We start from the raw sequence: 24,835 nt of genomic DNA on the forward strand, positions 1-24,835 counted from the left end.
GGAGTTAAAATTCGTACATGGTTTATCTAAGTTCATTGAACTTGTTGGCTAATTATCTCAAATAAACTTTGGTTATCTGCTCTAAGAGAAACAATAATTTGCTCAGCAGACCAACCTAAATTTTCCGCAGTTTGCGCAATTCGCTCGCTTACCACAATTAAACGACAACTGTGCAACCAATCTTTATCTTCTTCTGCAGTATAGGCTTCTAATAAATCTAAAATTTCCCCACTGGTTACCACAATCGTATCAATACCGACACGTTTCGCAAGACTAAGTTTCTCAACAATATTTTCTTCTAGTGGCATACGGCGATAACACTCAATATGCTGCACTAATGCGCCCCTTGTTACCAAGGTTTGTGCCATAAGCTCTCGGCCAGTTTCTGCACGCAAAATGATCACATTTTTATCGGATAAATGCTGCATTTCCGGCAAGGCTAACAACCCTTCACTATTTTCACTATCAATCGGATATTTAACCGTTTGCTCTATTTTTGCTGAGAAATACGCAGCTGTTTGCTGACCTACGGCAAAATATTGTAAATCACTACGAAAATGAAAGCCTGTTTGCGCAAGTGTTTCTGTTGCAAAATCTACCGCAATCTTTGATACCGCAATTACCGCGTCTCCAGCAGAAAGCTGTTTAAATACCGTTGAAAGAATAGGTAACTCTCTTCCACTTTCAAACTGAAATAGCGGCTGATGTAAAGCAAAAATACCCGCTTGATTTAAGCTCTCAACTAAGGCTTGTCCCCGTTCATCGGGGCGGGTAACCAAAATATTCATTCGCTTACCTACTCAGCGTAAACTTCCGCCAAAATTTTATCTGCACCTTGCGCTAAGAGTTGTTCTGCAATACGAATGCCTAACTGCTCTGCATCACGTTGGTGTGCTTTGCCTGAAGCTCGAATAATTGTTGAACCATCAAGGCTACCAACTAACGCGTTTAGCTCCAATTCCTCACCATTTAAGGTAGCAAAACCACCAATCGGTACCTGACAACCACCCTGTAAGCGAGTGTTCATCGCACGTTCTGCCATCACACAACAAGCGGTCGGATTATGATTAAGTTTTGCAAGATAGTTTAATACACGCGTGTCGTTCACACGGGTTTCAATTCCTACTGCGCCTTGCCCTGCAGCTGGCAATGAGTCTTCCACAGAAATAAAGCTTTTAATCCGTTCTGGCATTCCTAAACGGATAAGACCGGCTGAAGCTAAAATAATTGCATCATATTCGCCGTTATCTAATTTACTTAAACGAGTCCCTACATTGCCACGCAATGATTTAACGGTTAAATGCGGATAAGCCGCCATTAGCTGGCATTGACGACGCAAACTAGAAGTTCCAACGATTGCGCCTTCCGGTAATTCTGCTAATGAAGCATAGCGATTCGAAACAAACGCATCACGCGGATCTTCACGTTCACAAATTACCGCTAAACCTAAACCTTCAGGGAAACTCATGGGCACATCTTTCATCGAATGTACCGCAATATCTGCACGTTCTTCTAATAAAGCTAATTCGAGCTCTTTAACAAACAACCCTTTTCCGCCAATTTTGGCTAATGGTGTATCTAAAATCACATCGCCTTTAGTTACCATAGTTACCAATTCAACAGTTAAATTTGGATGATATTTTTCTAACTCTGCCTTCACAAAATTGGCTTGCCACAACGCAAGTGGGCTTTGTCGAGTTGCAATACGTAAAATCTCTTTCATACTTATTTTCTCATACATTCTGTTGTGCTTATCCTATCATTTTCAGTCACTGCTTGCAAAAAATCTACAATTCACTAATTCATGCTTTGACAAGTGATAAATAATTGACAAAATTTTTAGAAAATCTGACCGCTTGCATTCACTTTTTCACTATAAAACCACCGTTCGTTTGAATAAATTTCTGATGTAAAAATAAACATTGATCTAAATCAAAAATAACTCTTATGGGTAGGTAAATTTTCGTGCAAATTTAGCCGCCTTGAATAATAATCTAGCCATAATCAATTTTAATTTTTAGAGGAAACCATTATGGCTAAAACCACTCCAGCAGCGCAACCTTACGATGCGCAAAAAGAAGTTAATGAATTAGTCGAGCGTGGCCTAAAAGCCCTTGAACAATTCCATAGCTTGAATCAAGAACAAGTGGATTACATTGTAGCAAAAGCTTCTGTCGCTGCTTTAGATCAACACGGTATATTAGCAATGCACGCCTATGAAGAAACCGGTCGTGGCGTGTTTGAAGATAAAGCGACAAAAAACCTCTTTGCTTGTGAGTATGTCGTGAATAATATGCGCCATTTAAAAACTGCTGGCGTGATTAATGAAGATGATGTCACTGGTATTACTGAAATTGCCGATCCTGTTGGCGTGATTTGCGGTATTACACCAACCACTAACCCAACCTCTACCACTATTTTTAAAGCACTTATCGCACTGAAAACGCGTAACCCTATTGTCTTTGCCTTCCACCCTTCAGCACAAAATTCATCAGCACATGCAGCTCAAGTTGTACGTGATGCAGCTGTTGCAGCGGGTGCACCTAAAGACTGTGTACAATGGATTACAACGCCTTCAATGGAAGGAACTTCTTTACTAATGAAACACCCGGGTATTGCAACTATTTTAGCAACAGGCGGTAACGCCATGGTTGAAGCTGCTTATTCTTGTGGTAAACCAGCATTAGGTGTGGGGGCAGGTAACGTACCAGCTTATGTAGAGAAAAGCGCAAAACTCAAACAAGCGGTATACGATATCGTTATGTCAAAATCTTTCGACAACGGTATGATTTGTGCATCTGAACAAGCTGCTATTGTGGATAAAGAAATCTACGCAGACTTTATTAAAGAGATGCAATCTTACGGAGTATATTTAGTCAACAAAAAAGAAAAAGCGCTACTTGAACAATTTATTTTTGGTGTAGATAAAGCAGACAAAGCGAGTTGCTCTGGCGCAAAACTTAATGCGGCGGTTGTTGGTAAACCTGCTGCATGGATTGCTGAACAAGCGGGCTTTTCTGTACCGGCGAATACCAATATTTTATTAGCCGAATGTGCTTTCGTAGGTGAAGGCGAGCCCCTTACTCGTGAAAAACTTTCACCAGTGCTTGCTTTATTAAAATCAAATTCAACTGAACACGGTTTAGAGTTATCTGAAGCAATGGTAAATTTCCACGGTTTAGGTCACTCTGCGGCAATTCATACCGAAGATAAAGCCTTAGCTAAAACCTTTGGTGAACGCGTTAAAGCAATCCGCGTTATTTGGAACTCTCCTTCTACCTTTGGTGGTATTGGCGATGTTTATAACTCTTTCTTACCATCGTTAACACTTGGTTGTGGCTCATACGGAAAGAACTCTGTAGGTAACAACGTGAGTGCAGTCAATCTTTTAAATATTAAACGTGTGGGAAGACGGAGAAATAATATGCAATGGTTTAAAGTACCATCAAAAATTTACTTTGAACGGGATTCAATTCAATATCTCAAATCCATGAAAGACGTGCAAAAAGTGATGATCGTCACAGACCGTTCTATGGTTGATCTTGGCTTTGTAGATAGAATTACCGATCAGCTCCGTCAACGCCGTAATAAAGTAATGTATCAGCTATTTACTGATGTTGAGCCAAACCCAAGTTTACAAACGGTTATGCGCGGAACAGAATTGATGCGTAGCTTCCAACCTGACACTATTATTGCCTTAGGTGGTGGCTCGCCAATGGACGCAGCAAAAGTCATGTGGTTATTCTATGAACAGCCTGAAGTTGATTTCCGCGACTTAGTCCAAAAATTTATGGATATCCGTAAACGCGCATTTAAATTCCCACAATTAGGAAGAAAAGCGAAATTTGTTGGTATTCCAACAACTTCTGGTACAGGTTCTGAAGTCACGCCATTTGCTGTTATTACAGATGGAGATATTAAATATCCGTTAGCAGACTACTCACTTACCCCAACAATTGCGATTGTTGACCCAGCATTAGTTATGTCTGTTCCAGCAAGCGTTGCTGCAGATACTGGCTTGGATGTACTGACTCACGCGACTGAAGCTTATACATCAATCCTTGCTAACGACTATACCGACGGTTTGGCATTACAAGCCATTAAATTGGTGTTTGAAAACCTTGAAAAATCAGTCAAAGAATTTGACGAAGTCGCTAGAGAGAAAATGCATAACGCTTCAACAATTGCAGGTATGGCATTTGCGAATGCGTTTTTAGGTATTTGCCACTCAATGGCGCATAAAATCGGCGGTAAATTCCATACCATTCATGGTCGAACTAACGCGATTTTACTTCCACACGTTATTCGTTATAACGGTACTCGCCCAACTAAAGTGGCAACCTGGCCGAAATACACACATTATGTTGCAGATACTCGCTTCCAAGATATTGCGAGAATGCTCGGTTTACCATGCGCTACCCCGCAAGAAGCGGTTGAAGCTTATGCTAATGCAGTACATGATTTAGCCGTACGCTGTGGTGTGAAAATGTCTCTTCGTGAACAAGGCATTGATGAACAAGCATTCCTTTCTGCTCGCAGAGAACTTGCTCTACACGCGTTTGAAGACCAATGTACGCCTGCTAACCCTCGTTTAGCAATGGTCGAAGATATGGAAGCCATTATGACCAAAGCATTTTATGGTGAATAACCTTAACTCGCGACTAGCCAAACACTCAATGTAAAGTATCAATGCCTGCACCGAATTTTTTGGTGCAGGCATTTTTTAATTATTATGCGTATGTATCTATTATTTCTGTAATCGCAATATGTAAAAAAATCACATATATTGTTGATTTATCCATTATTGTGACAAAAATTATCTTCAATGATAAGATAAGTCAGTCTCCTCCGATGAATCACTTACTTAAAGGAAACCAATGGAACTTCGTTATTATTTCACTTACGCTGCAGTTTTTATTTTTTTACAGCTATTTTTGTATAGTTTTACTCGCACATTAGGATGGTTTTTTAATCTCTCAATAACTAAACGAAAAGCGTTAACCTTAATCAGTTACTTAGTCGTTAATACCATTTTTCTATTACAACTTGCCCGTGTAATCTCCGCATTTAGAAGTGTAGCACTTTTACTTGCCTTCTTATTATTTGCTTTTCTTGCCAGCATTTTTACCGCATTTTGCTACCATTTAATGCGCAAGAAGAAAAGTCATTGGTTGCGTATCGCCTATCCGTTTATTCTATTTGGTAGCCTTGGTTTAGGGGTCTATAACGCTTATGTACCCAAAGTGATACATCAAACCATTGTATTAGATAAACCATTAGATAAACCGCTACGCATTGGTGTCGCAAGCGATTTCCATTTAGGTAAATTATTCGGTGGAAAGCAGTTAGATAAGCTGGCAGAAATTTTTAATCAAGAGAATGTCGATCTTATTTTACTACCGGGCGATATTATGGATGATAATGTTCAAGCTTATATTGCAGAAGATATGCGCCCACATTTGGCTAAATTAAAAGCACCTTTAGGCGTCTATGCTACACTCGGCAACCATGATTTTTTTGGTCAACAAGAGCCTATTACTAAAGAAATTGAGGCTGCCGGCATTAAAGTGTTATGGGATCAAGCGGTCGAAATTGGCAATCAATTTACTATTATTGGACGAAACGACCATCTTTATAAAAAGCGCCCAACCACCGCTGAACTATTACAGAATGTTAATACACAAAAACCGGTTTTCTTAATGGATCATCGCCCTGATGAAATCGAAATCCATTCAACATTACCTATTGATTTACAAGTTTCAGGTCATACCCACAGAGGGCAAATTTTCCCTGCTAATATTGTGACCTATTTAATGTACCGTTTAGACTACGGCTATGAAAAAATTGGCAATGGACATTTTGTGGTAACTTCTGGCTATGGCTTTTGGGGTATCCCACTACGCCTAGGCTCTCAATCAGAAGTCTGGATTTTAGAGGTGAAAGGGAAATAAAAATCAGGGCGAAATTACTCGCCCTGTGTTAATTTTAGACTTGCCAAATCATTGGATTTAACCGTAATGATTTAACCATATCAATAAAACCCTTGATGCTGCTGATATAGTTTTTAATAACCTCATCTTCAAGTAAAGAAACCTGAAAATTAGGTTCGAAACTATCTATTTTTAAATTGATTGCCAGTCGAATTTCTTGGCCTTCAAAAACCAAGGAGATTGGGCAATTAAATTTATGCTTTAAAGCACATAATGTTTCCATCAATGCTGGTGTTAACGCATATCTTGCCATAATCTGATCATCTGAAAACACATTAAAATGACGATTAAATTCAGCATTATCCATTACTGCTTTTTCGCCTGAAGATTTTACGCCAAAATCATCTTTATCACAGACATAAACATGATGTGTTAATTGTTTTGGGAAAGTCGCTTTTAGTAAAATGCCAGAAAAATCTTTAATTAACAATGGTTTAATCTTAGTATCTTTTTGCATTTTACGTGCAATCACATCCGCAATTTCAACCTTTACACCATCTACCTCACCATAAATTAAATCTTCACTACGCCAACTTTCGCAAGTTACATCATAAATTGCATAAAAATCTTGCATAGGTAACCCACTTCTTGGTGAATAAGTCAGATTAAAATGCTGGACAATAGCTGTAATTACATTGAGTTTAAAATGCTTAATAAAAGTCTCTTTTCGCTGTAAAAGGTACTTAACTAGATAAATCATTAACCCAAAAAAGAGTAGTGCTTTAAGATGACTTTCTGATGCAAGCGTGCCAATAAATAAAAAAGCAAAGATAGCTAACCCTATAGCCGATTTATTCGCTAATTTTAGAAGAAGTAAACGCTCCTGTTCTAATTTTTCTAATTGGGTAAAACGAATGCCTTCGATTGATTTTCCACCTTCCATTCTTAGTTTCCTTATTTATTATTAAATAAGTTCTGCATATTTGGTGCTTTTGCCTCATTTTCAGGAATATCAAAAAAGCTACCTTGTTTGAAACCAAAAAAATTCGCAACCATATTCGAAGGAAACATTTCAACGGCATTATTATAAATTTCAACCGCTGAATTGTATGCTCGTCTAGCAGCTGAGATTTGCTCTTCTACTTCTGTTAATGCTTGTTGAACGTGCAAAATATTTTGATTCGATTTCAAGTCTGGATAGTTTTCAATCTGAATACGCAATCCATTCAATGCGCTAGAAAGTTGATTATTTAGTGCAAATTTTTCTGCACTCGAGTGAGTCATCTGTGCTTTTTCACGCAAACTCACAATTTTTTGTAATAATTCTGACTCATGTGCCATATAAGCCTTTGCTGTGGCAACTAAGTTTGGTAATAAATCATAACGGCGTTTTAGTTGAGTATCGACGCCAGCCTCAATACTTTTTACTTGATTTCGCTTAGCGATTAATCCGTTATAAAGAACAACAATAAATCCCACTAAAATAACAGCAAGAACAATTAAAATAGTGATTATGTTCATAACATTCTCCATTGATAAAGACAAGAAAAGCATAGTAACTATTTGCTGCTGAACTTGATATTTTCTCCAGCAATATTTTGACTATCTGCTAAGCGAATTGTTTCATTAAATAACCATTCATTGCACAGAAATTTTGCTAAAAATAAAGCGCAGCTTAACAAGACTGCGCTTTCGTTCCTACATCATTGCTGAAATATATTTCAACATCACACCAGCTGCAATCGCAGAACCGATTACACCTGCTACGTTTGGTCCCATTGCATGCATCAGTAAGAAGTTTTGTTTATCATATTCCTGACCAACTTTATTTGATACACGCGCAGCCATTGGCACAGCAGAAACACCAGCTGAACCAATTAATGGGTTGATTTTCTCTTTGCTGAATTTATTCATCAATTTCGCCATCAACACGCCACTTGCAGTCCCAATACCAAAAGCTATTACACCTAAAACTAAAATACCTAAGGTTTGTGGTTGGAGGAATTTATCCGCGACTAATTTAGCCCCCACAGATAAACCTAAGAAAATAGTTACAATGTTAATTAGTGCATTTTGAGCGGTATCGTTTAAACGCTCTACCACACCACTAACACGCATTAAGTTACCGAAACAGAACATCCCTAATAATGGTGCTGCATCAGGTAACAATAATGCCACGAGAACCAATAATACTATTGGGAAAAGAATTTTCTCTCGGTTACTTACTGTACGACCTTGAACCATTCTAATCCGGCGCTCTTCATCATTAGTTAATGCCTTCATAATTGGTGGCTGAATAAGTGGTACTAATGCCATATAAGAATAAGCAGCAACAGCAATGGCACCTAATAATTCTGGTGCTAGTTTACTTGCTAAGTAAATTGCAGTTGGGCCATCTGCGCCACCAATAATCCCGATAGCTGCTGCTTGAGGCAAGGTAAAGTCAATCACACCTAACCAGTTCAACCCTAACGCACCGAGTACGGTAGCAAAAATCCCAAATTGAGCAGCCGCACCTAACAATAAAGTTTTCGGGTTAGATAATAATGGACCAAAATCAGTCATTGCCCCAACACCCATAAAGATGATAAGTGGCGCAACACCATAACCAATGGCAACTTTATAGAATAACGCTAACACCCCTGCTGTGTAGCCCATATCGCCCGCTATAACTTCTAATTCATTTTGAACAGAAGGTAATGCTAAAGCGATTGCCTCTTTTAAACTCTCTAATTCTAAGCTTGGACTATTCACTTTCGCCGCGATAACCGACAATTGTTCAGGCGTACCATGTTGCAGCAAGTTATCTAATGCTGTCATTGCAAGCCCAGCTTCTGGAATGTTAGAAAGTAAACCGCCAAAGCCAATAGGTAAAAGTAAAAGAGGCTCAAATTTTCTGGCAATTGCCAGCCAAAGCAGGAGCAAGCTTACAGCAATCATAATTGCCTGCCCCCACCCCATATGCATGATGCCCATGCCTTTAAAAAGCGCAATAATGCTATCCATGTTTTATCCTTTTTCTTGTAGCAACGTAATGACTACTTTGTAAAGGCGACAAAGCCACCTTTACGAGATATTTGAAAAATTAAGCTAAGCTCATCATGACTTGCTCAACTGCCACTACATCGCCTTGTTTAACACTAATGCCTTGTACTACGCCTGCTTTCGCTGCACAAATTTGTGTTTCCATCTTCATGGCTTCTAAAATTAACAAGACATCGCCTTCAGCAACTTGTTGTCCTTCAGTCACTTCAACTTTGAGGATAGTTCCCGCCATTGGCGCTTTAACCGGCTCAGCATTCGCACTTGCAGCTGGCGCAGGTTGGGCTGCCACAGGTGCTGCCGCTTGTAGCGCACTCGTTGGTGCGATATGCGTAATATCGCCACCTTCGCTCACTTTCACAACAAAGGCTTTACCTTCAACTTCAATGGTATAAACTGCCGGAGATTGAGGCGCATGAGAAGCGGTCGGTTTTTCACTATTTTTTGCAATTTCTTTGCCAGTTGGCGCTGGTTCAAACGCCGCTGGATTATGACGATTTTCTAAGAATTTCCAGCCCACTTGTTGGAATAACGCAACAATTAAAACATCGTCTACTGCATTTTCTGCAAGCGTAATGCCTTTTTCTTTTGCTTGAGCTGTCACTTCTTGGGCTAATTTTTCCCATTCTGGTGCAATATGATCTGCCGGTCTGTCAGTAATGGGTTGAGCACCTTCTAATACTCGAGCCTGTAATGCAGCATCAACCGGCGCTGGCGTTTTTCCGTACTCGCCTTTTAAAATCCCTGCAGTTTCTTTTGCAATCGTTTTATAACGTTCGCCCATCAACACATTCATCACAGATTGTGTACCAACAATTTGTGAAGTTGGTGTTACTAGCGGAATATAACCTAATTCTTGACGAACTTTTGGAATCTCTTGCAATACCTGATCTAACTTATCTGATGCATTTTGCTGTTTAAGTTGATTTTCAAGATTAGTTAGCATGCCGCCAGGAACTTGTGCGACTAAAATTCGGCTATCAATACCACGAAGCTGACCTTCAAATTGTGCATATTTTTTACGAACATCGCGGAAATAAGCAGAAATTCGCTCTAACGCTAAAATATCTAATCCAGTATCAAAACGACTACCTTGTAAGGTTGCCACAATAGATTCCGTTGCTGGATGGCCATAAGTACCAGACATAGATGAAATAGAAGTATCAACTCCGTCAACACCCGCTTCAATCGCTTTTAATAACGCCATTTCAGCCATACCTGTCGTAGAATGGCAATGTAAATGTAATTCCACATCAAATTGTTTTTTAATTGCACGCACCAATTCTTCTGCTGCTAGCGGCGTTAAAATACCAGACATATCTTTAATCACTAAAGAATCAATGCCGATTTCTAAAAGCTGCTCAGTTACATCTAACCAAGTTTGTAACGTATGAACTGGGCTGGTGGTATAACTTAATGTACCTTGTGCATGACCGCCCTGTTTTTTGACCGCTTGTAGTGCCTGTTTCATATTACGCGGGTCATTTAATGCATCAAACACGCGGAATACATTCATACCATTTGCCACAGAACGCTCAACAAATTTATCGACAACATCGTCCGCATAATGGCGATAACCTAATAAATTCTGTCCACGTAGTAACATTTGTAACGGCGTATTCGGAATCGCTTTTTTCAATTCACGTAAACGTACCCAAGGATCTTCCCCTAAAAAGCGGATACAGCTATCAAAGGTTGCACCACCCCAAGCTTCTAAAGACCAAAAACCGATTTTATCTAACTCTGCTGCAATAGGAAGCATATCGTCCAAACGTAAACGGGTCGCAAATAAAGATTGATGCGCATCGCGTAAAACGACATCGGTAATCGCAATTTTTTTCGTTGTATTCGTCATAATTTATTCCTTTTTATTTTTACAAACCTTGTTTTTTTCTATGATGGGCAATGGCTGCTGCAATAACAGGACGCAACCGTTCAATATCATTAGCTGCTTGAGGGATTGTTGCAGCAGGCTTAGGCGGAATTGGAGCAACAATAGGTTCAGGGAAATATCGGTTGATCAGTAAAGACATCCACTTAATAGCATAGATAAGGATGAATAAAAAAATCATCACAAATCCCATACCGGAAAACATTAAATTGACACCTTCACCAAACAGTTCAGCGTGGGTCATAACAACTCCTTATGCAATTTGATGGGAATATTAAGATAAAAAAAAACCGCTTGTTTCGCAAACGGTTTACGTTAGAAGTTTGAAATAGATCATACTTTGGAGGTATAAATATAAAGAAGTACTGCTACTAGATATCTCTAACCTCAGTAAGCAATCCCTAAAAGGAAAATTATGCAAAGCTAAAGACGCAAAAGATTGTAAAATTCTAGCCTACGAAGGCTGCTCTTTCTCCTATTAACATCTCTCTTCCAAAGACCGTTTAAAAGTCATTTTTCAGACGGCTTTTCTCTTTTAAAGTGCGGTTAGATTTCCGAACGTTTTTGCTTAATTCATCGTTTATTATCATTCTATTTAGGAGTATTATGAACGCTAGATAAACGATTAAACAAACCTATTATTTTCTATTTAATGGAGATTGAATGATGAAAAAATTACTCGCTGTAGCAATTTCAGCGGTTGCCATTACCACCTCTTTTGTTGCTCATGCAAATACTGCACCACAAACAGAATCAAGCACAGTACAACCAGAAAAAGCAAAAGGCGTTTGGATTGATGTGCGTTCTGCGGAGGAATTTAACTCTGGCCATTTGCAAAATGCTTTGAATATTCCACACGATAAAATTGTTGAAGGCGTTAAAGCGCTTGGATCAGCTAAAGATGAACCGATTAACCTTTATTGCCGTAGTGGTCGTCGTGCAGAAATCGCGCTTACTGAGCTGAAAAATGCAGGCTATACCAATGTAACCAATCATGGCGGTTATGAAGATTTGGTTAAAAAAGGTTTGAAATAAACAGCATATTATTTAAAGCCAAAATCCCCTAGATTAAGCATTTAGGGGATTTTCTTATAAAAAGCGGTCAGATTTTCAGGTATTTTTGCAATTGCAATGCGATCTACATTTATCAAAAAGACCAAAACTCAGATTAGAGCAAACTAGCTTGACCTAAAGCAGGATCTGCTTCTCGTGCTTTTAATGCATCTTCAACGGTTAGTCCTAATGCTTTTGCAACACCTTCACCATACGCAGGATCACACCAGTGACAGTTACGAATATGACGATATTTGATAAAATCAGGGGCATCTCCCATTGCAGCTGCAGTGTTATTGAATAACGCTTGTTTTTGTTCTGCATTCATTAAGTTAAATAATGCTCGCGGTTGGCTGAAGTAGTCATGATCATCGTTACGATAATCCCAGTGTGCTGCATCACCATTAATGCGAAGTGGTGGTTCAGCAAAGTCTGGTTGTTGTTGCCATTGGCTGAAGCTGTTTGGCTCGTAGTGTGGTAAGCTGCCGTAGTTGCCGTCTACACGCCCTTGGCCATCACGTTGATTACTATGAACAGGGCAACGTGGACGGTTTACTGGAATTTGACGATAGTTCACACCTAAACGATAACGTTGTGCGTCTGCATAGTTGAATAAACGAGCTTGTAACATCTTATCTGGACTTACGCCGATACCTGGAACTAAATTGCTTGGTGCAAATGCTGATTGCTCTACATCAGCAAAGAAGTTTTCAGGATTACGGTTAAGCTCAAACTCTCCTACCTCAATTAACGGATAATCTTTTTTCGGCCACACTTTAGTTAAATCGAATGGATGATAAGGCACTTTTTCTGCATCCGCTTCAGGCATAATTTGTACATATAATGTCCATTTAGGAAAATCGCCACGTTCAATGGCTTCATATAAATCACGTTGGTGACTTTCACGATCATTTGCAATGACAGCTGCTGCTTCTGCATCTGTTAAGTTTTTAATACCTTGTTGTGTACGGAAGTGGAATTTCACCCAGAAACGCTCACCTGCTTCATTCCATAAACTGTAAGTGTGTGAACCAAATCCATGCATATGGCGATAGCTTGCTGGAATACCACGATCACTCATCACAATGGTTACTTGGTGCAATGCTTCTGGTAATAATGTCCAGAAATCCCAGTTGTTAGTTGCTGAACGCATATTGGTTCGCGGATCACGTTTTACTGCTTTATTTAAGTCAGGGAATTTACGTGGATCACGTAGGAAGAATACTGGTGTGTTGTTACCCACTAAGTCCCAGTTACCTTCTTCGGTATAGAATTTTAACGCGAAACCACGAATATCTCTTTCAGCATCAGCAGCACCACGTTCACCAGCAACAGTAGTAAATCGAGCAAACATTTCTGTTTTTTTGCCTACTTCACTAAAAATTTTTGCACGCGTGTATTTAGTAATATCGTTTGTAACAGTGAATGTCCCGAATGCGCCAGAACCTTTTGCATGCATGCGGCGCTCTGGAATAACTTCACGTACAAAATCTGCTAATTTTTCATTTAGCCATAAATCCTGTGCAAGTAGTGGACCACGCGGGCCAGCTGTTAAACTGTTTTGGTTATCAGCAACAGGCGCACCATTACCCATTGTTAAGGTGGTGCTGCTAAAATGCGAAAAAGGGCATTTAGAACTCATAGAAAACTCCTTATAAAAATAGTATTAGCTTGAAATAAATTTCGCTAAACATAATATAAAAAGCTTTTACCAATTGAAATCTATCAAATCAATTTAAAAAATTGATTAAATATGGCGTTTTCTCTTGAAGTTTTTATAAAATTTAATAGAGGTTTTCTAGTAACAATTTTGGCATTTTCAGAATGCCGTCAATTTTTATTGAGGTGAGTCCAGTAAATCTAATTGCCATAAAAATCACCTAAAATAGAATAAAAAATAAGCAATTGATTAAAATGCGCTTATTTTCTACAATTTTTTTAGAATTTTAGTGATCCCTTGAAAAACAACCTTTCTCAAGGGATCATTCAAGGGATCAGTAAAGTTAGGATAATAGGCAACAATATGAAACAATAAGCAACAATAAAAGATTGTAACTATTTGATTTTAAAGACAATATGCAACAGGAAAGACTATAAAAGACAGGTTTTTGGTGCAGTGGTCGGACTCGACCTTAGCATTTAACACTCTGATATTAAAGGATTTTTCCTTATCTATTTATTTCGTGGTTACAATCGTGGTTACATAAGGAAAAACTGAATGCTCCAATCCTTAGATAGCTAGTTACTGATTATTTTTTTAAATATAGAAGTTAGATTTTTTTCTTATAAAGTCGTCATGCCGTCATGTTTTTATAAAAAATATATATAAATCAATAACTTACATATTATAAACCCGTCATTAAGTCGTCATTAACCCGTCATTAAGTCGTCATTAACCCGTCATTAAGTCGTCATCTCTATTTTTCCTATAATTATCTTAGTTTTTACTTATATTTTCTTTTATTTGTACAAAAAAGAAGCAAACAAATTTTATCTACTCAACTACTTTTAACGTAGCTAACCGCTCAAATTTTATACTATTTACTTTATCTTTTTAGTGCTTATATTGTTTTATGGGCTAATTGTAGCCGTCTTAATTAAGATGATTATAAGGACTGAATATGCTTATTCATAAAAAAATCAGAACTGAAACAATCGCAACGCTTAAACCTCATTTATTAGAAAAGATGAAGCGTTTTTATAGTGGTAGATTACTGCGATTAAACGCAAGCGAGCAATGTCCAGCGATTGCAGTTTATTTAGAAAACATTGAATCAGAAGAAATCACTACTTGTGAAAGTGGTTTTGATGCCACGTTAAACATTGGAATTTACTTTCCGCCTAATGCTGGAGAAGATGAATTAGATTCGGTGGCCGAAATAGTTAGTAATGTTATGACTAGCACGGAATTTGATTCGTTAGATAGTGTTTCGTTGAAAGGTTATCGTTATGAATATGACGAAGAACAAGCGACTTGGGTTTCATCTACTCTTCTGTTCGCAGTAAGTTACAACGATTAAGGGGAAAGTTATGTTTAAAAAATTATTAGAGTTACGCCAACAAAAGGCAGAAAAAGTAGCAGAAATGCGAGCAATGCTTGAGAAAGCAGAAAAAGAAAACCGCTCTTTAAATGAAGCTGAATCAGCGGACTTTGAGAAGTTAAAAGATTTGATTAAGCAAATGAGCGATGAAATCAGTAAATACGAAACCGTAGCAGATGAAGAACGCAGCCTTGAAGGGCAAGCGCACTCTGTGGAACAACGTAGCACAAAACAACACTCAAATGATGAGTTACGCCATTACATTAAAACCGGCGAGCTTCGCAATTTAACAACTACTAACGGCGAAGATGGTGGCTATTCAGTTATTCCACAGTTAGACAAAGAAGTGATGAAACGCTTAACAGACGATAGCGTGATGCGTCAGCTTTGTAATGTGGTGCGCTTGCCTATGGGTGCTAAAGAATACAAAAAACTTGTTTCCGCAGGTGGTGCAACTGTAACGCATGGCACAGAGGGAACGGCACGCGCTGGCACTACAACGCCTAAACTCCATGAAGTTACTATCGCATTAAATTCTATCTATGCTTACCCGAAAACTACGCAAGAGATTTTAGACTTCTCTAGCATTGATGTTTTAGGCTGGTTAACTGATGAAATTGCTGAAACCTTTACCGAAACGGAAGAAGTTGACTTAACCTCTGGCGATGGTAACAAGAAAGCAAAAGGCTTCTTAGCTTATGACCGCACAACCGAAGATGACAAAACTCGACAATTCGGCAAACTTCAAAAAATCGAAGTGGCTGGCGTAGCTAAAATTGATGCTGATAATTTAATTGATGCTTTCTATATGCTTCATAGCAAATACCGTAAAAATGCAGTTTGGGTAATGTCATCTACTATTGCAGCAGTATTACAGAAACTCAAAAACAAAAACGGCGATTATATCTGGCGCGATGGTTTAACAGCAGATGCACCAGCAACTTTATTAGGCCGTCCAGTATATTTCTTAGAAACAATGCCAACAGGCGGCGTGAATAAACCAGTAATTGCTTTTGGTGACTTCAAGCGCGGTTACTTCATTGTAGATCATGAAACAGGCGTAAGAACTCGCCCAGACAACCTAACAGAAGCGGGCTTCTACAAAGTACACACCGATAAATACTTAGGCGGTGGCGTGGTCGATTCAAATGCGATTAAAGTAATTGAAACTACAGCATAAACCATAAAGGGGGCGTAAGCCCCTTTTTGCTTAATAGGTAGCATATGAAACAAGAATTTGAAATCCGCTCAACAACCCTTTCAACTGATGAAGAAAATCAAAAGCTAGTTGGTTACGCTGTTAAATGGAATAGCCCCTCTCAAGTGCTTTACTGTGATTTTGTAGAGCTTTTTGCTCCAAACGCATTTAGCGAAAGCCTAGCAAGTAGCGAAGATATTCGCGCACTCTTTGAACACGATTACACCAAGCTACTAGGACGAACAAGCGCAGGAACGTTAAAACTTGAAGAAGATTCTATCGGTTTACGTTTTGAGCTTACCCCACCAGATACGACACTAGGGAAAGATTTATTAGTTAGTGTTGCTCGAGGCGATATTACAGGAATGTCTTTTGGCTTCTACGCAACTCAAGAAGAATGGAAGTTTGATACCGAGCCTTGCCAAAGAACAGTACTTAAAGCAGAACTGTTTGAAATTACAGTAACAAGCATTCCAGCTTACCCAGAAAGTAGTGTAGAAATCGCCAAGCGCTCAATGGCTGCTGCTAAAGGGCAAGCAAGCAGTAAATCAGCCTCACACTTTAAACGCTGGTTAGAAGTTATGGAGGCGTAGAATGTGGAATCCATTTAGACGAAAAGAACAACGCAGCGCAACACTTAGTGTTGATGAGCTTTTATCTTATATGAACGTAAGTAATACAGGTGCGGGGGAATTTGTCAGCCCTCAAACCGCAGAAGCCTTACCCGCTGTAATGAATGCTGTAACAGTAATTGCAGAGGCTGTGGCTTCTATGCCTTGCTATTTGTATTCATTAAAAGAAGATGGCCGCGAAAGAGTTTATCAGCACCCAGTAGAATATCTGCTTAATGAAATGCCGAACCGCAATCAAACACCTTACCAGTTTAAATATACGATGATGCGCCATTGCTTATTAACTGGCAACGCGTATGCCGTTATTGAATGGAATCATAAGGGCGAGCCAGTAAGCCTAACACCGTATCAACCTAGCGCAGTAAACATCTATCAGAAAACAACTGGCGAATACATTTATCAAATCACAGACTTAAACGGAGTTACAAAAAACTATCTTCAAGATGAAGTCTTACATTTGCGCCATAGCTCTTTAGATGGATTTATGGGGCGCTCGCCTATTGCTATTTGCCGTGAAACAGTTGGACTAGGTTTAGCACAACAGCGACACGGTTCAGCCATTATGAAAAACGGCTTAATGGCTAGCGGCTTAATCTCTACTGCTGATTGGCTAGATGAAGCAAAAGGGCGAAAAGCAATGGAAGCGCTAGAGCGTTTCAAAGGTGCGAAGAACGCAGGGAAAACCCCAATCCTTGAAGGCTCAATGGAATATAAGCAGCTAGGTATGACAAACCAAGATGCAGAATGGTTACAGAGCCGAACCTTTACTATTTCTGATATTGCTCGAATCTACAACATCAGCCCAATTTTCTTACAGGACTATTCAAATAGTAGCTATGCGAACTTCAGCGAAGCAAGCCGAGCTTTTCTATCTCAAACATTAAGACCGTGGCTAACTAACTTTGAGCAACAATTAAAAGATGCGCTCATGATTGACTTAACAAGTAATAGCAAAAAGCGCTTTTTAATTGAGTTTGACACCAGCGACTTATTGCGAACAAGCCAGAGCGAGCGATTCAGTAGCTATGATGTAGCTATAAAAGCGGGCGTAATGTCCCCTAATGAAGTACGCAGACGAGAAGGACTTGCGCCTTATGCTGGAGGCGATGAATTCAGTCAAGCATGGAAACAAACTGTAGAAGTTAAACGTGCTAATAGCGGAAATAAAGAATGAGGTATATATGGGCAGAATGATTAAAGCCGGCAAATATAACAAGGTAGTTACCATTCAAAAGCGAGACTATAAAAGAGAACAAGCCGCTAATCAGTATGGAGAAAATAAGGCTGTTTGGCGAAATGTTGCAACAGTGCGGGCAAGCGTAGAGCCACTACAAGGACGAGAGTATTTTAGTGGACCTTTTCAAATGGGGGAAAACATTATCCGCATTCGCATTCGTTATCTTGAAGGCATTACAAATAAAATGCGGGTTAAATATGGAAATCGTCTTTTAGCTATTTATTCCGTAATTGACAGCATGGAAGCGCATAGAGAATTACAGTTAATGTGTAAAGAGGGAGAAGCTCATGCTGAATATTGATTTAACTATTGATGAAGTAAAACAGCATTTAAATATAGATCATGATTTAGATGATGACTTGCTTGAGGGCTACAAGGCAGCAGCGCTCGAAGTATGCCAAACGCATATAGGGAAAACTTTTGGAGAAACCAAAACGGAAACCACTATTCCATTTTCTCCAGCAATCAAAGTAGGCTGCTTGCTTTATATCGGGCTTTTATACACAAGCCGAGAAATGACTACCGACACAGCGCAAGCAGTAATCCCAATGACGATTAAAGCATTGTGGGAAGTGTACAGAGAACCCGCTATCTATTGAGGTACTTATGCCTTACCAACCGTTAAGAAGATGCAGTTACCCTAACTGTAAAAATAAGGTTAAGTCTGGCAGATGCGAAGAACATAAGCCAAAGGATACAAGAGTAAGCAGCAGCGCTCGCGGATATAACTATGCGTGGAGCAAATACCGCTTGAAATACTTACGGCTTCACCCGCTCTGTGTAATGTGCCTCAAGAAAGGAATCTACACACCCGCAACTGTAATAGACCATATAACGCCAGTAGAGAACGGACAAGCGGACCCACTATTCTGGGTAGAAGATAACCATCAAGCACTTTGTAGAGATTGCCATAGCTACAAGACAAGGGTAATTGATAAACGAGGATTTGGGGCGAAGAAGTGAACCGTTTTGATATCGAAACAATTGAAGTATGAACATATGTACACAGTTGAGTTGAGTACATAAGTGTACAACTGAATTATGGTTATTATGACCACAGTTGAGTTATGGTCATATGACCACAACTAATCAGAGACAAACAGAAAAGAACGGGTATCTTCTGCAACTGTGGTTATATGGTAACAGTTGAGTTATGGAGCTAAAAAATAAAGCTGCCCTCAAAATTGAGGAGAGGTCGTTATAACCTCTAGGGCATCATCATTCAAGCCAAAACAACCGCTTTTTAGTGGGGTATCAGCCATTTCCTGATACCCTCTCACACACAAGGTGGGGGGAGTTTTAAAAGAAAGTAGCAAGCCTAAAGAACCGCCCGCCCCCTTAAATTTTTACGCACGGCATTTTTTTTGAAAATAAGGACACGCAATGACAACAAAGAACAAGAAAAAAACACACAACCCACCTAGCTTTTTAGACCCAATCGCAAAAGCTGTATGGAAAGACAGAATCCCGCAACTTCTCGAACGTGGAGATATTGAAGAAGCAGACTTAATTCATCTCGAATTATATTGCGTAAATTATTCACTCTTTCGCGCGGCAGTAGAAGATATTCACAAAAACGGCTTTTCAATCGTAAATAGTCAAGGCACGCAATCTCGCAACCCTGCTCTTTCTGCTAAAGCTGATGCGGAAAAAGTGATGGTTAAAATGTCATCTCTTTTAGGATTTGACCCAGTAAGCCGCAGAAAAAATCCTATTGAGGTAGAAGCGGCAGATATGTTCGATCAAGTGCTTACAATGTAGGTAGAAAATGGCAATCTGGCAAGCATACGCAGAGAAAGTAAGAACAGGCGAGATAGTGGCTTGTAAGAAGATAAAACAAGCCGTAGAGCGTTATTTTAGCGATTTAGAGAACCCCGATTATTTCTTTGATGAAAACGTGGTAAATAAATTCCTCGCCTTTTCTAAACTATGCCCGCACGTTAAAGGACATTTGCGCGGTCAGCCTATTATTCTTTCAGATTGGCAAGTGTTTTTATTTGCTAACATATTAGGCTTTAAGCGCAAAGATACAGGCTTGAGAAAGTATCGCTCTGCTTATATTCAAGTAGCAAGAAAGAACGCTAAATCAACCGTAGCAGCCGTATTAGCTAACTGGTTTCTATTGGTAGAAGATGGCCAACAAGATATTTACACCGCAGCAGTAAGCCGAGACCAAGCTAGAATCGTTTTTGATGATGCTCGCCAAATGTGCTTACTTTCTGCCCCACTAAAGAAACGCCTTAACATTCAACAACACAAGCTAATCAACCCTAAAAGCAATAGTATTATGCGACCGCTTGCCGCTAAATCTTCAACTATTGAGGGAACGAATCCAAGCCTTGCTATTGTAGATGAATACCACTTACACACAGATAATAGCGTTTATAGTGCTTTAGAGCTAGGACAAGGCGCTCGCCCAGAAGGCTTGCTCTTTGCTATCACAACTGCTGGAAGCAATGTTATTTCAGCTTGTAAACAACACTATGATTATTGCGCGCAAATCCTAGACGGAAATGAACAGAATGACAGCTTGTTTGTTTTAATCTTTGAGCTAGACGAAGGAAACGAAATAGACAACCCTGAAAACTGGATAAAAGCAAATCCCAATATAGGCAAATCCATTCCTTACCTTGATTTTGAGAACACTATCAAGAAAGCACGAGGCATTCCATCTGAATGGGTGGAGATGTTAACCAAGCGCTTTAATGTATGGTGTCAAGGAACGACCCCATGGCTAGGCGAGGGGAACTGGGCGCAATGTCAACGACAATACACAGATAGCGATTTACTGCACCAAGATTGCTATTTAGGCTTAGATTTATCAAGTACTAACGACTTAACCAGCCTTTGTTATACGTTCCCTCATGGAAATAAAGCCCGCTTGTTTACACGGCATTACATTCCAGAATTTCAGCTTAATAACGTGGCTAATAAAAACCGTGCTATATATCGAAACTGGGTGCGTAGCGGGTGGTTAATTGTTACAGAGGGCGATTGTATCGATTATGACAAAATCAGAGACGATATTCTAAAAGATGCCGAACGCTTTAATATAAAAATGATTGGCTTTGATGTATGGAACGCAACCCATTTACGCACACAATTACAAACTGCAGGGCTTGAAGTTGAACCATTCCCGCAAACCTATCAGCGGTTCAGCCCAGTAGCTAAAAGTGCTGAAGTATTGATAAATAGACAAATGATAGAACATAACGGCGACCCTGTGCTTGCTTGGGCGCTATCAAATGTTGTTATGGAAACAGATGCGAACGCTAATATCAAGCCTAATAAGAAAAAGGCAGCAAACAAGATAGACCCCGCAGTCGCTTTTCTAATGTCTTTTGGAACTTATCAATTAGAATATGGCGATTTAATCTTTGAGCTTTCAGAAGAACATAAAAACGCGCTTGCTGAATTTAATGGAATTAATTTATAAGGAGCAACTACTAATGGTTACAAAAATAACAGGATTAAAAGAGTTAGAGGGAAATTTAAAAAAGCTCGTAAAAGAGGTAAAAAAGAATACCAGAAAAGCAGTTAGAAAAGGCCTTAATAGCGCAGCTAATTCGCTTGAAAAATCAATTAAGCCACAGGTTCCAGTGTTAAATAAAAGCACTGATTTTCGCCAAAAAGGAACGATAAAGAATAACGTTAGGCATAAAACAAAAGTAGCGAAAGATGGTTTAAGCGGCATTACAACAATTCGCGTAATGAGAACGAAAGGCAGAAGAATGGCCAGAGTTGGGGAAAATACCCGAGACAAAACAGACCCTTTCTACTGGTGGATGGTAGAATACGGCACAGTTAAAATGAAAGGTCGTGGCTATATGGAAAAAGGATTTAAAGCAGGCGAAGAACGAGCAATGAAAATCGCAGAAGAAATCGTAAAGGAAGAACTAAAAAAATCATTTAAATAATAAAAAAGCCCACCGCTACGAAACAGTGGGCTTTTTCTGACTTACTCGATACTTGTAGCTTAATGAGTTATGACATCGAACAAGACCAAACAAACCGCGGTATGGTTATTGCCATTATGCGCTTAAATTTTTGGTATCTCCCTATAAGAAAGAAGATACCAATATTGAGAGGACTTTAAGAATATGCCAATACCTTAAAGCCAAGATTATTATAGTTTATTTTTCTACAAGGGAAAATAGAAGTAACTTAACGTAACTAAACGATGATAAAATAATTTCACTATTTCTTAAAAAATTAACGCATCTAGGTTAGCTCCCGAAAGCAAGAAACCTTATCTTGTTGATGCGTTCCTATCATAAGGGCAAAATGCGAAAGGGGCATTTTATGAAAGACCGTGAGAATTTCTTTAAGGAAATACGCTTAAAGTTATTTAATGGGGATAACACTTCTGAATTATCTAACCTCATATATTTAATTGAAGAACATTTAAAGAGTTTAACATTAAAGGATATAAAGGAAACTCAGGAATGGATAGATGAAACGATTGATATGTATTATTCTGATATATTAAATGATGCTATTAAGGAAGCTGAAAATACATTTGAATACTATCAAGATGAAAACGGTCATTATATTGAACACAATAAATATATGAAACAAGTGTGGTATGACCGATATGAGCCTAATGTTGATTTAATTATTGAAGATTTTAACGTTGAAATCAGATATATGGATAATGACAGTAATATCATTGAATGGCTGCTTGAAATAGGTTATAGGGATACTGGTTTAATTGATGAAATAGAAAATCATCAAATTATGGCTATTATGGCACTTGAATATATTGAGCGTTTTATAAATGGCAATCTTAGAAATCAAGATGCTTTCAGAGCTTTTCTAGCTTTTATCTCTGCTGAAAGATTTAAACGTGAATTAGAAGCCAAAGAAATAAAAACACAATCTAAAAAAGAAATGTCCGAAAAAGCCTCAAAAGCTAGACATAAAGAAAATCACAGAATGAAAGAGGTTGTAATAAGCCGCTGGAAAAATCATTTAGAAACCAAAACTAAAGAAGGCAAACAAGCAAGTAAAACAAGTTTTTCACAAAAAATCTTTAAGGAATTAGAAGAAGCTCATAAAAAAGATCCTATAAATAATAAACTATACTCTTTTAAAACTATCCGCAATAATTGGTTACAAGGTATCTAATACCTTTTACTCGGAAAGGTTATACCCTGTAATAGCATAGGTTTATCTTTACCTTGTATAGGATATTTTTAGCCATTCTGAAATTTCATTAAATACCTACCGTCTAGACAACTCAACGAAATACAACTGCATTTCACACGGTTAAACTAACGGTAGGTATTTTTTTATGAACCAATCAAAAACCCAATCTAAAAAACTTATTTCAGGCAAAGAAGTAACAGCCATTGTAGGCTTTGGCCGCACTAAACTGAATTTACTTGTAGGCGCAAAACAATTCCCGCAGCCAATCCGCTTTTCACAAAACTTTATCCGTTGGGATTTAGAAGAAGTTAATCAATGGATTGAGGAACAAAAAGCATCACGAGCTTAAACAGGGAGGCAAACAATGGGTAAAGGAAGAAAACCAATTCAATTTCTAAAAGTTCTTAATCGAATTATTTTTTCTGATGTTAGCGGAATAGATGGTTATTCAATGGATATGACATCAGCTCGTAATTACATTAGTGAGCTTGAGCGTAAACATTTAACCGAAAAAGTGAAACGCACGAGAGAAAAAACAAAAGACGGTTTAGGACAATACTACCGTTATGAAGTGGCAAATAAGCAGCAGTTAAAGCAAGTTATTGCTATTTACAAGGCTAAAGGTGGCGAGCTTACAGAGGCTCAAGAAAAACAAGCCTATTCACGCTTTGAATAGAAAAAGAAAGCACCGCAAGGATCGCCCAAGCGGTGCAGTTCCTCAACCTGAGATATAAGACTACTCGCTATAAGTTGTGTACATATGCCAACAACTGGGAAAAGTTCCGCAACTTCAGAAATCACACTAATTTCAATTCATAAAAAGAGTTAAATATGAATCAAAATCAAGTTAATTATACATTAAATGAAAAACTTTCACAATTTAAAAGTTTGACAAGTTCTAATGTTTCTAATACATTTGACAACGTTATCACTAAATTGATGACCGAGCCTGAGAACTCGAAGAAATTATCACTGGCGAACACTAGCACGCCTTTAAATAACCGTGCTTTTTTTGTTCGTGGATTACACACACCCAAAGAAAACAACCAAATCAAAACAGGTTTTGTTGTGTTTCTATCAAATGAATTTAACCAGACCAATTTTGGTCTCGTTGAATCTCTATCAATGGTAGCGTGTAATGGGAAAGGTTTCGCCCTTTGCTGTATTCCAGTGATTGCAGTTTCTCAGCCCGTTACACGTTACCGCCCAAAGCCTGAGAACTTCCAAGCGGTAGCCCTTCAAAAATCTTCACTGGAGCTGTTAGCTATGTTCTACAAATTTCTAATCATAGGCGAAAACCGTCTAAAAATCTCAATCCTAGCAAGCAACGAGAAAGAAGCTCGCTCTCTCTTAAGTTTAACCTCTACCGCCGTCTTAATTGCCCGCACACCAGCAAAAGGGGGCTTATATGCGTAAATTCACACCACCAACGCACACTGTATTTAGCACGGAACAAGTAAATAAAATCGAGGCTTCCGCAAGATACGCTCACGCAATTTTGACACTCATTCAAAATGACAGCCCAAATAATGAAAGTGATGAGCCTGAAGAATTCTTTACCAGTACAAGCGCTATAAAGACCGCTATTTCAGCAGTCCAATACTTCCTTGAAGAGATTGAGGAAAGCAGCAAAAACGGCAAACTTGTAAGAATTGAGGAATAA

Annotated in this window: 26 protein-coding genes; 18 read left to right on the forward strand and 8 right to left on the reverse strand. The window is 38.8% G+C overall.

The window, feature by feature from the left end; genetic code table 11:
• Positions 1-32 precede the first annotated feature (32 nt).
• Positions 33-788 carry a uroporphyrinogen-III synthase gene (locus HMPREF1128_RS05285; protein ID WP_007525288.1) on the reverse strand — a complete coding sequence of 252 codons (756 nt, stop codon included), beginning with the start codon at positions 786-788 and terminating at the stop codon, positions 33-35.
• Positions 789-796: 8 nt separating this feature from the next.
• A complete protein-coding gene (gene hemC, locus HMPREF1128_RS05290; RefSeq protein WP_010129722.1) occupies positions 797-1,723 on the reverse strand; it encodes a hydroxymethylbilane synthase in 927 nt (308 codons plus the stop codon).
• 309 nt (positions 1,724-2,032) lie between these two features.
• Between hemC and adhE the strand changes: the two genes are divergently transcribed.
• Entirely contained in the window at positions 2,033-4,648 is a 2,616-nt protein-coding gene (adhE, locus tag HMPREF1128_RS05295) for a bifunctional acetaldehyde-CoA/alcohol dehydrogenase (protein WP_007525232.1), read from the forward strand.
• A gap of 229 nt (positions 4,649-4,877) precedes the next feature.
• Positions 4,878-5,951, forward strand: coding sequence for a metallophosphoesterase (locus HMPREF1128_RS05300; protein ID WP_007524706.1), 1,074 nt, complete (start codon positions 4,878-4,880; stop codon positions 5,949-5,951).
• 34 nt (positions 5,952-5,985) lie between these two features.
• Here HMPREF1128_RS05300 and HMPREF1128_RS05305 read toward each other — a convergent pair whose 3' ends face one another.
• From HMPREF1128_RS05305 to HMPREF1128_RS05325, 5 genes are all read right to left on the reverse strand, one after another.
• On the reverse strand, positions 5,986-6,873 hold the full coding sequence (locus HMPREF1128_RS05305) for a DUF3137 domain-containing protein (protein ID WP_007524870.1): 888 nt from the start codon (positions 6,871-6,873) through the stop codon (positions 5,986-5,988).
• Between the two features lie 11 nt (positions 6,874-6,884).
• Positions 6,885-7,451, reverse strand: coding sequence for a LemA family protein (locus HMPREF1128_RS05310; RefSeq protein WP_007524264.1), 567 nt, complete (start codon positions 7,449-7,451; stop codon positions 6,885-6,887).
• Positions 7,452-7,628: 177 nt separating this feature from the next.
• A complete protein-coding gene (locus tag HMPREF1128_RS05315; protein WP_007525225.1) occupies positions 7,629-8,936 on the reverse strand; it encodes a sodium ion-translocating decarboxylase subunit beta in 1,308 nt (435 codons plus the stop codon).
• Between the two features lie 79 nt (positions 8,937-9,015).
• A complete protein-coding gene (oadA, locus tag HMPREF1128_RS05320; RefSeq protein WP_007525445.1) occupies positions 9,016-10,827 on the reverse strand; it encodes a sodium-extruding oxaloacetate decarboxylase subunit alpha in 1,812 nt (603 codons plus the stop codon).
• Positions 10,828-10,846: 19 nt separating this feature from the next.
• Positions 10,847-11,107 (reverse strand): oxaloacetate decarboxylase subunit gamma, encoded by a 261-nt coding sequence (locus HMPREF1128_RS05325; RefSeq protein ID WP_007524830.1) that lies wholly within the window; start codon positions 11,105-11,107, stop codon positions 10,847-10,849.
• 422 nt (positions 11,108-11,529) lie between these two features.
• Between HMPREF1128_RS05325 and HMPREF1128_RS05330 the strand changes: the two genes are divergently transcribed.
• Positions 11,530-11,898, forward strand: a complete 369-nt coding sequence (locus HMPREF1128_RS05330; protein ID WP_010129720.1) for a rhodanese-like domain-containing protein — start codon at positions 11,530-11,532, stop codon at positions 11,896-11,898.
• 133 nt (positions 11,899-12,031) lie between these two features.
• Here HMPREF1128_RS05330 and HMPREF1128_RS05335 read toward each other — a convergent pair whose 3' ends face one another.
• Entirely contained in the window at positions 12,032-13,558 is a 1,527-nt protein-coding gene (locus HMPREF1128_RS05335; RefSeq protein WP_007524914.1) for a catalase, read from the reverse strand.
• Between the two features lie 979 nt (positions 13,559-14,537).
• Here HMPREF1128_RS05335 and gpU point away from each other — a divergent pair.
• The 15 genes from gpU (at position 14,538) to HMPREF1128_RS05410 (ending at position 24,835) form a co-directional block, all read left to right on the forward strand.
• A complete protein-coding gene (gene gpU, locus HMPREF1128_RS05340; protein ID WP_007524463.1) occupies positions 14,538-14,936 on the forward strand; it encodes a phage tail terminator protein in 399 nt (132 codons plus the stop codon).
• Between the two features lie 10 nt (positions 14,937-14,946).
• Positions 14,947-16,137: a phage major capsid protein gene (locus HMPREF1128_RS05345; protein WP_007525147.1), complete on the forward strand. Its 1,191-nt coding sequence runs from the start codon at positions 14,947-14,949 to the stop codon at positions 16,135-16,137.
• A 44-nt stretch (positions 16,138-16,181) separates the two neighbouring features.
• A complete protein-coding gene (locus HMPREF1128_RS05350; RefSeq protein WP_007525430.1) occupies positions 16,182-16,748 on the forward strand; it encodes an HK97 family phage prohead protease in 567 nt (188 codons plus the stop codon).
• A 1-nt stretch (position 16,749) separates the two neighbouring features.
• Entirely contained in the window at positions 16,750-17,961 is a 1,212-nt protein-coding gene (locus HMPREF1128_RS05355; RefSeq protein ID WP_007525321.1) for a phage portal protein, read from the forward strand.
• Between the two features lie 7 nt (positions 17,962-17,968).
• Positions 17,969-18,325 carry a phage head closure protein gene (locus tag HMPREF1128_RS05360; protein WP_007524361.1) on the forward strand — a complete coding sequence of 119 codons (357 nt, stop codon included), beginning with the start codon at positions 17,969-17,971 and terminating at the stop codon, positions 18,323-18,325.
• Positions 18,312-18,623, forward strand: a complete 312-nt coding sequence (locus HMPREF1128_RS05365; RefSeq protein ID WP_007524113.1) for a head-tail connector protein — start codon at positions 18,312-18,314, stop codon at positions 18,621-18,623. Before HMPREF1128_RS05360 ends, HMPREF1128_RS05365 begins: the two co-directional genes overlap by 14 nt.
• Before the next feature lie 7 nt (positions 18,624-18,630).
• Positions 18,631-18,987: an HNH endonuclease signature motif containing protein gene (locus HMPREF1128_RS10230; protein ID WP_010129717.1), complete on the forward strand. Its 357-nt coding sequence runs from the start codon at positions 18,631-18,633 to the stop codon at positions 18,985-18,987.
• 420 nt (positions 18,988-19,407) lie between these two features.
• Positions 19,408-19,785 (forward strand): phage terminase small subunit P27 family, encoded by a 378-nt coding sequence (locus HMPREF1128_RS05375; protein ID WP_007524682.1) that lies wholly within the window; start codon positions 19,408-19,410, stop codon positions 19,783-19,785.
• Positions 19,786-19,792: 7 nt separating this feature from the next.
• Positions 19,793-21,460: a terminase large subunit gene (locus HMPREF1128_RS05380; RefSeq protein WP_007525146.1), complete on the forward strand. Its 1,668-nt coding sequence runs from the start codon at positions 19,793-19,795 to the stop codon at positions 21,458-21,460.
• Between the two features lie 13 nt (positions 21,461-21,473).
• Positions 21,474-21,941, forward strand: a complete 468-nt coding sequence (locus HMPREF1128_RS05385; protein WP_007524623.1) for an HK97-gp10 family putative phage morphogenesis protein — start codon at positions 21,474-21,476, stop codon at positions 21,939-21,941.
• A 385-nt stretch (positions 21,942-22,326) separates the two neighbouring features.
• Entirely contained in the window at positions 22,327-23,151 is an 825-nt protein-coding gene (locus HMPREF1128_RS05390; protein ID WP_007523967.1) for a hypothetical protein, read from the forward strand.
• Positions 23,152-23,317: 166 nt separating this feature from the next.
• A complete protein-coding gene (locus HMPREF1128_RS05395) occupies positions 23,318-23,521 on the forward strand; it encodes a helix-turn-helix transcriptional regulator (RefSeq protein WP_007524867.1) in 204 nt (67 codons plus the stop codon).
• Positions 23,522-23,536: 15 nt separating this feature from the next.
• Entirely contained in the window at positions 23,537-23,848 is a 312-nt protein-coding gene (locus tag HMPREF1128_RS05400) for a hypothetical protein (protein WP_007524480.1), read from the forward strand.
• A gap of 155 nt (positions 23,849-24,003) precedes the next feature.
• The gene (locus tag HMPREF1128_RS05405; RefSeq protein ID WP_007524631.1) at positions 24,004-24,588 is read left to right on the forward strand and encodes an ash family protein; all 585 of its coding nucleotides are present in this window, start codon (positions 24,004-24,006) and stop codon (positions 24,586-24,588) included.
• Positions 24,581-24,835 (forward strand): hypothetical protein, encoded by a 255-nt coding sequence (locus tag HMPREF1128_RS05410; protein ID WP_007524158.1) that lies wholly within the window; start codon positions 24,581-24,583, stop codon positions 24,833-24,835. Before HMPREF1128_RS05405 ends, HMPREF1128_RS05410 begins: the two co-directional genes overlap by 8 nt.

Source organism: Haemophilus sputorum HK 2154 (genome assembly GCF_000287615.1).
GTDB lineage: Bacteria > Pseudomonadota > Gammaproteobacteria > Enterobacterales > Pasteurellaceae > Haemophilus_A > Haemophilus_A sputorum.

What these genes read in the sequence shown, in the direction of transcription:
- HMPREF1128_RS05355 (WP_007525321.1), top strand. Translation starts at nt 16,750, where the DNA reads ATGTGGAATCCATTTAGACGAAAAGAACAACGCAGCGCAACACTTAGT.
- HMPREF1128_RS05405 (WP_007524631.1), top strand. Translation starts at nt 24,004, where the DNA reads ATGAATCAAAATCAAGTTAATTATACATTAAATGAAAAACTTTCACAA.
- HMPREF1128_RS05375 (WP_007524682.1), top strand. Translation starts at nt 19,408, where the DNA reads ATGACAACAAAGAACAAGAAAAAAACACACAACCCACCTAGCTTTTTA.
- HMPREF1128_RS05400 (WP_007524480.1), top strand. Translation starts at nt 23,537, where the DNA reads ATGGGTAAAGGAAGAAAACCAATTCAATTTCTAAAAGTTCTTAATCGA.
- oadA (WP_007525445.1), bottom strand. Translation starts at nt 10,827, where the DNA reads ATGACGAATACAACGAAAAAAATTGCGATTACCGATGTCGTTTTACGC.
- gpU (WP_007524463.1), top strand. Translation starts at nt 14,538, where the DNA reads ATGCTTATTCATAAAAAAATCAGAACTGAAACAATCGCAACGCTTAAA.
- HMPREF1128_RS05335 (WP_007524914.1), bottom strand. Translation starts at nt 13,558, where the DNA reads ATGAGTTCTAAATGCCCTTTTTCGCATTTTAGCAGCACCACCTTAACA.
- adhE (WP_007525232.1), top strand. Translation starts at nt 2,033, where the DNA reads ATGGCTAAAACCACTCCAGCAGCGCAACCTTACGATGCGCAAAAAGAA.
- HMPREF1128_RS05365 (WP_007524113.1), top strand. Translation starts at nt 18,312, where the DNA reads ATGCTGAATATTGATTTAACTATTGATGAAGTAAAACAGCATTTAAAT.
- HMPREF1128_RS05410 (WP_007524158.1), top strand. Translation starts at nt 24,581, where the DNA reads ATGCGTAAATTCACACCACCAACGCACACTGTATTTAGCACGGAACAA.
- HMPREF1128_RS05350 (WP_007525430.1), top strand. Translation starts at nt 16,182, where the DNA reads ATGAAACAAGAATTTGAAATCCGCTCAACAACCCTTTCAACTGATGAA.
- HMPREF1128_RS05360 (WP_007524361.1), top strand. Translation starts at nt 17,969, where the DNA reads ATGGGCAGAATGATTAAAGCCGGCAAATATAACAAGGTAGTTACCATT.
- HMPREF1128_RS05325 (WP_007524830.1), bottom strand. Translation starts at nt 11,107, where the DNA reads ATGACCCACGCTGAACTGTTTGGTGAAGGTGTCAATTTAATGTTTTCC.
- HMPREF1128_RS05285 (WP_007525288.1), bottom strand. Translation starts at nt 788, where the DNA reads ATGAATATTTTGGTTACCCGCCCCGATGAACGGGGACAAGCCTTAGTT.
- HMPREF1128_RS05300 (WP_007524706.1), top strand. Translation starts at nt 4,878, where the DNA reads ATGGAACTTCGTTATTATTTCACTTACGCTGCAGTTTTTATTTTTTTA.
- HMPREF1128_RS05345 (WP_007525147.1), top strand. Translation starts at nt 14,947, where the DNA reads ATGTTTAAAAAATTATTAGAGTTACGCCAACAAAAGGCAGAAAAAGTA.
- HMPREF1128_RS05310 (WP_007524264.1), bottom strand. Translation starts at nt 7,451, where the DNA reads ATGAACATAATCACTATTTTAATTGTTCTTGCTGTTATTTTAGTGGGA.
- HMPREF1128_RS05395 (WP_007524867.1), top strand. Translation starts at nt 23,318, where the DNA reads ATGAACCAATCAAAAACCCAATCTAAAAAACTTATTTCAGGCAAAGAA.
- HMPREF1128_RS05390 (WP_007523967.1), top strand. Translation starts at nt 22,327, where the DNA reads ATGAAAGACCGTGAGAATTTCTTTAAGGAAATACGCTTAAAGTTATTT.
- HMPREF1128_RS05385 (WP_007524623.1), top strand. Translation starts at nt 21,474, where the DNA reads ATGGTTACAAAAATAACAGGATTAAAAGAGTTAGAGGGAAATTTAAAA.
- hemC (WP_010129722.1), bottom strand. Translation starts at nt 1,723, where the DNA reads ATGAAAGAGATTTTACGTATTGCAACTCGACAAAGCCCACTTGCGTTG.
- HMPREF1128_RS05330 (WP_010129720.1), top strand. Translation starts at nt 11,530, where the DNA reads ATGAAAAAATTACTCGCTGTAGCAATTTCAGCGGTTGCCATTACCACC.
- HMPREF1128_RS05380 (WP_007525146.1), top strand. Translation starts at nt 19,793, where the DNA reads ATGGCAATCTGGCAAGCATACGCAGAGAAAGTAAGAACAGGCGAGATA.
- HMPREF1128_RS05305 (WP_007524870.1), bottom strand. Translation starts at nt 6,873, where the DNA reads ATGGAAGGTGGAAAATCAATCGAAGGCATTCGTTTTACCCAATTAGAA.
- HMPREF1128_RS05315 (WP_007525225.1), bottom strand. Translation starts at nt 8,936, where the DNA reads ATGGATAGCATTATTGCGCTTTTTAAAGGCATGGGCATCATGCATATG.
- HMPREF1128_RS10230 (WP_010129717.1), top strand. Translation starts at nt 18,631, where the DNA reads ATGCCTTACCAACCGTTAAGAAGATGCAGTTACCCTAACTGTAAAAAT.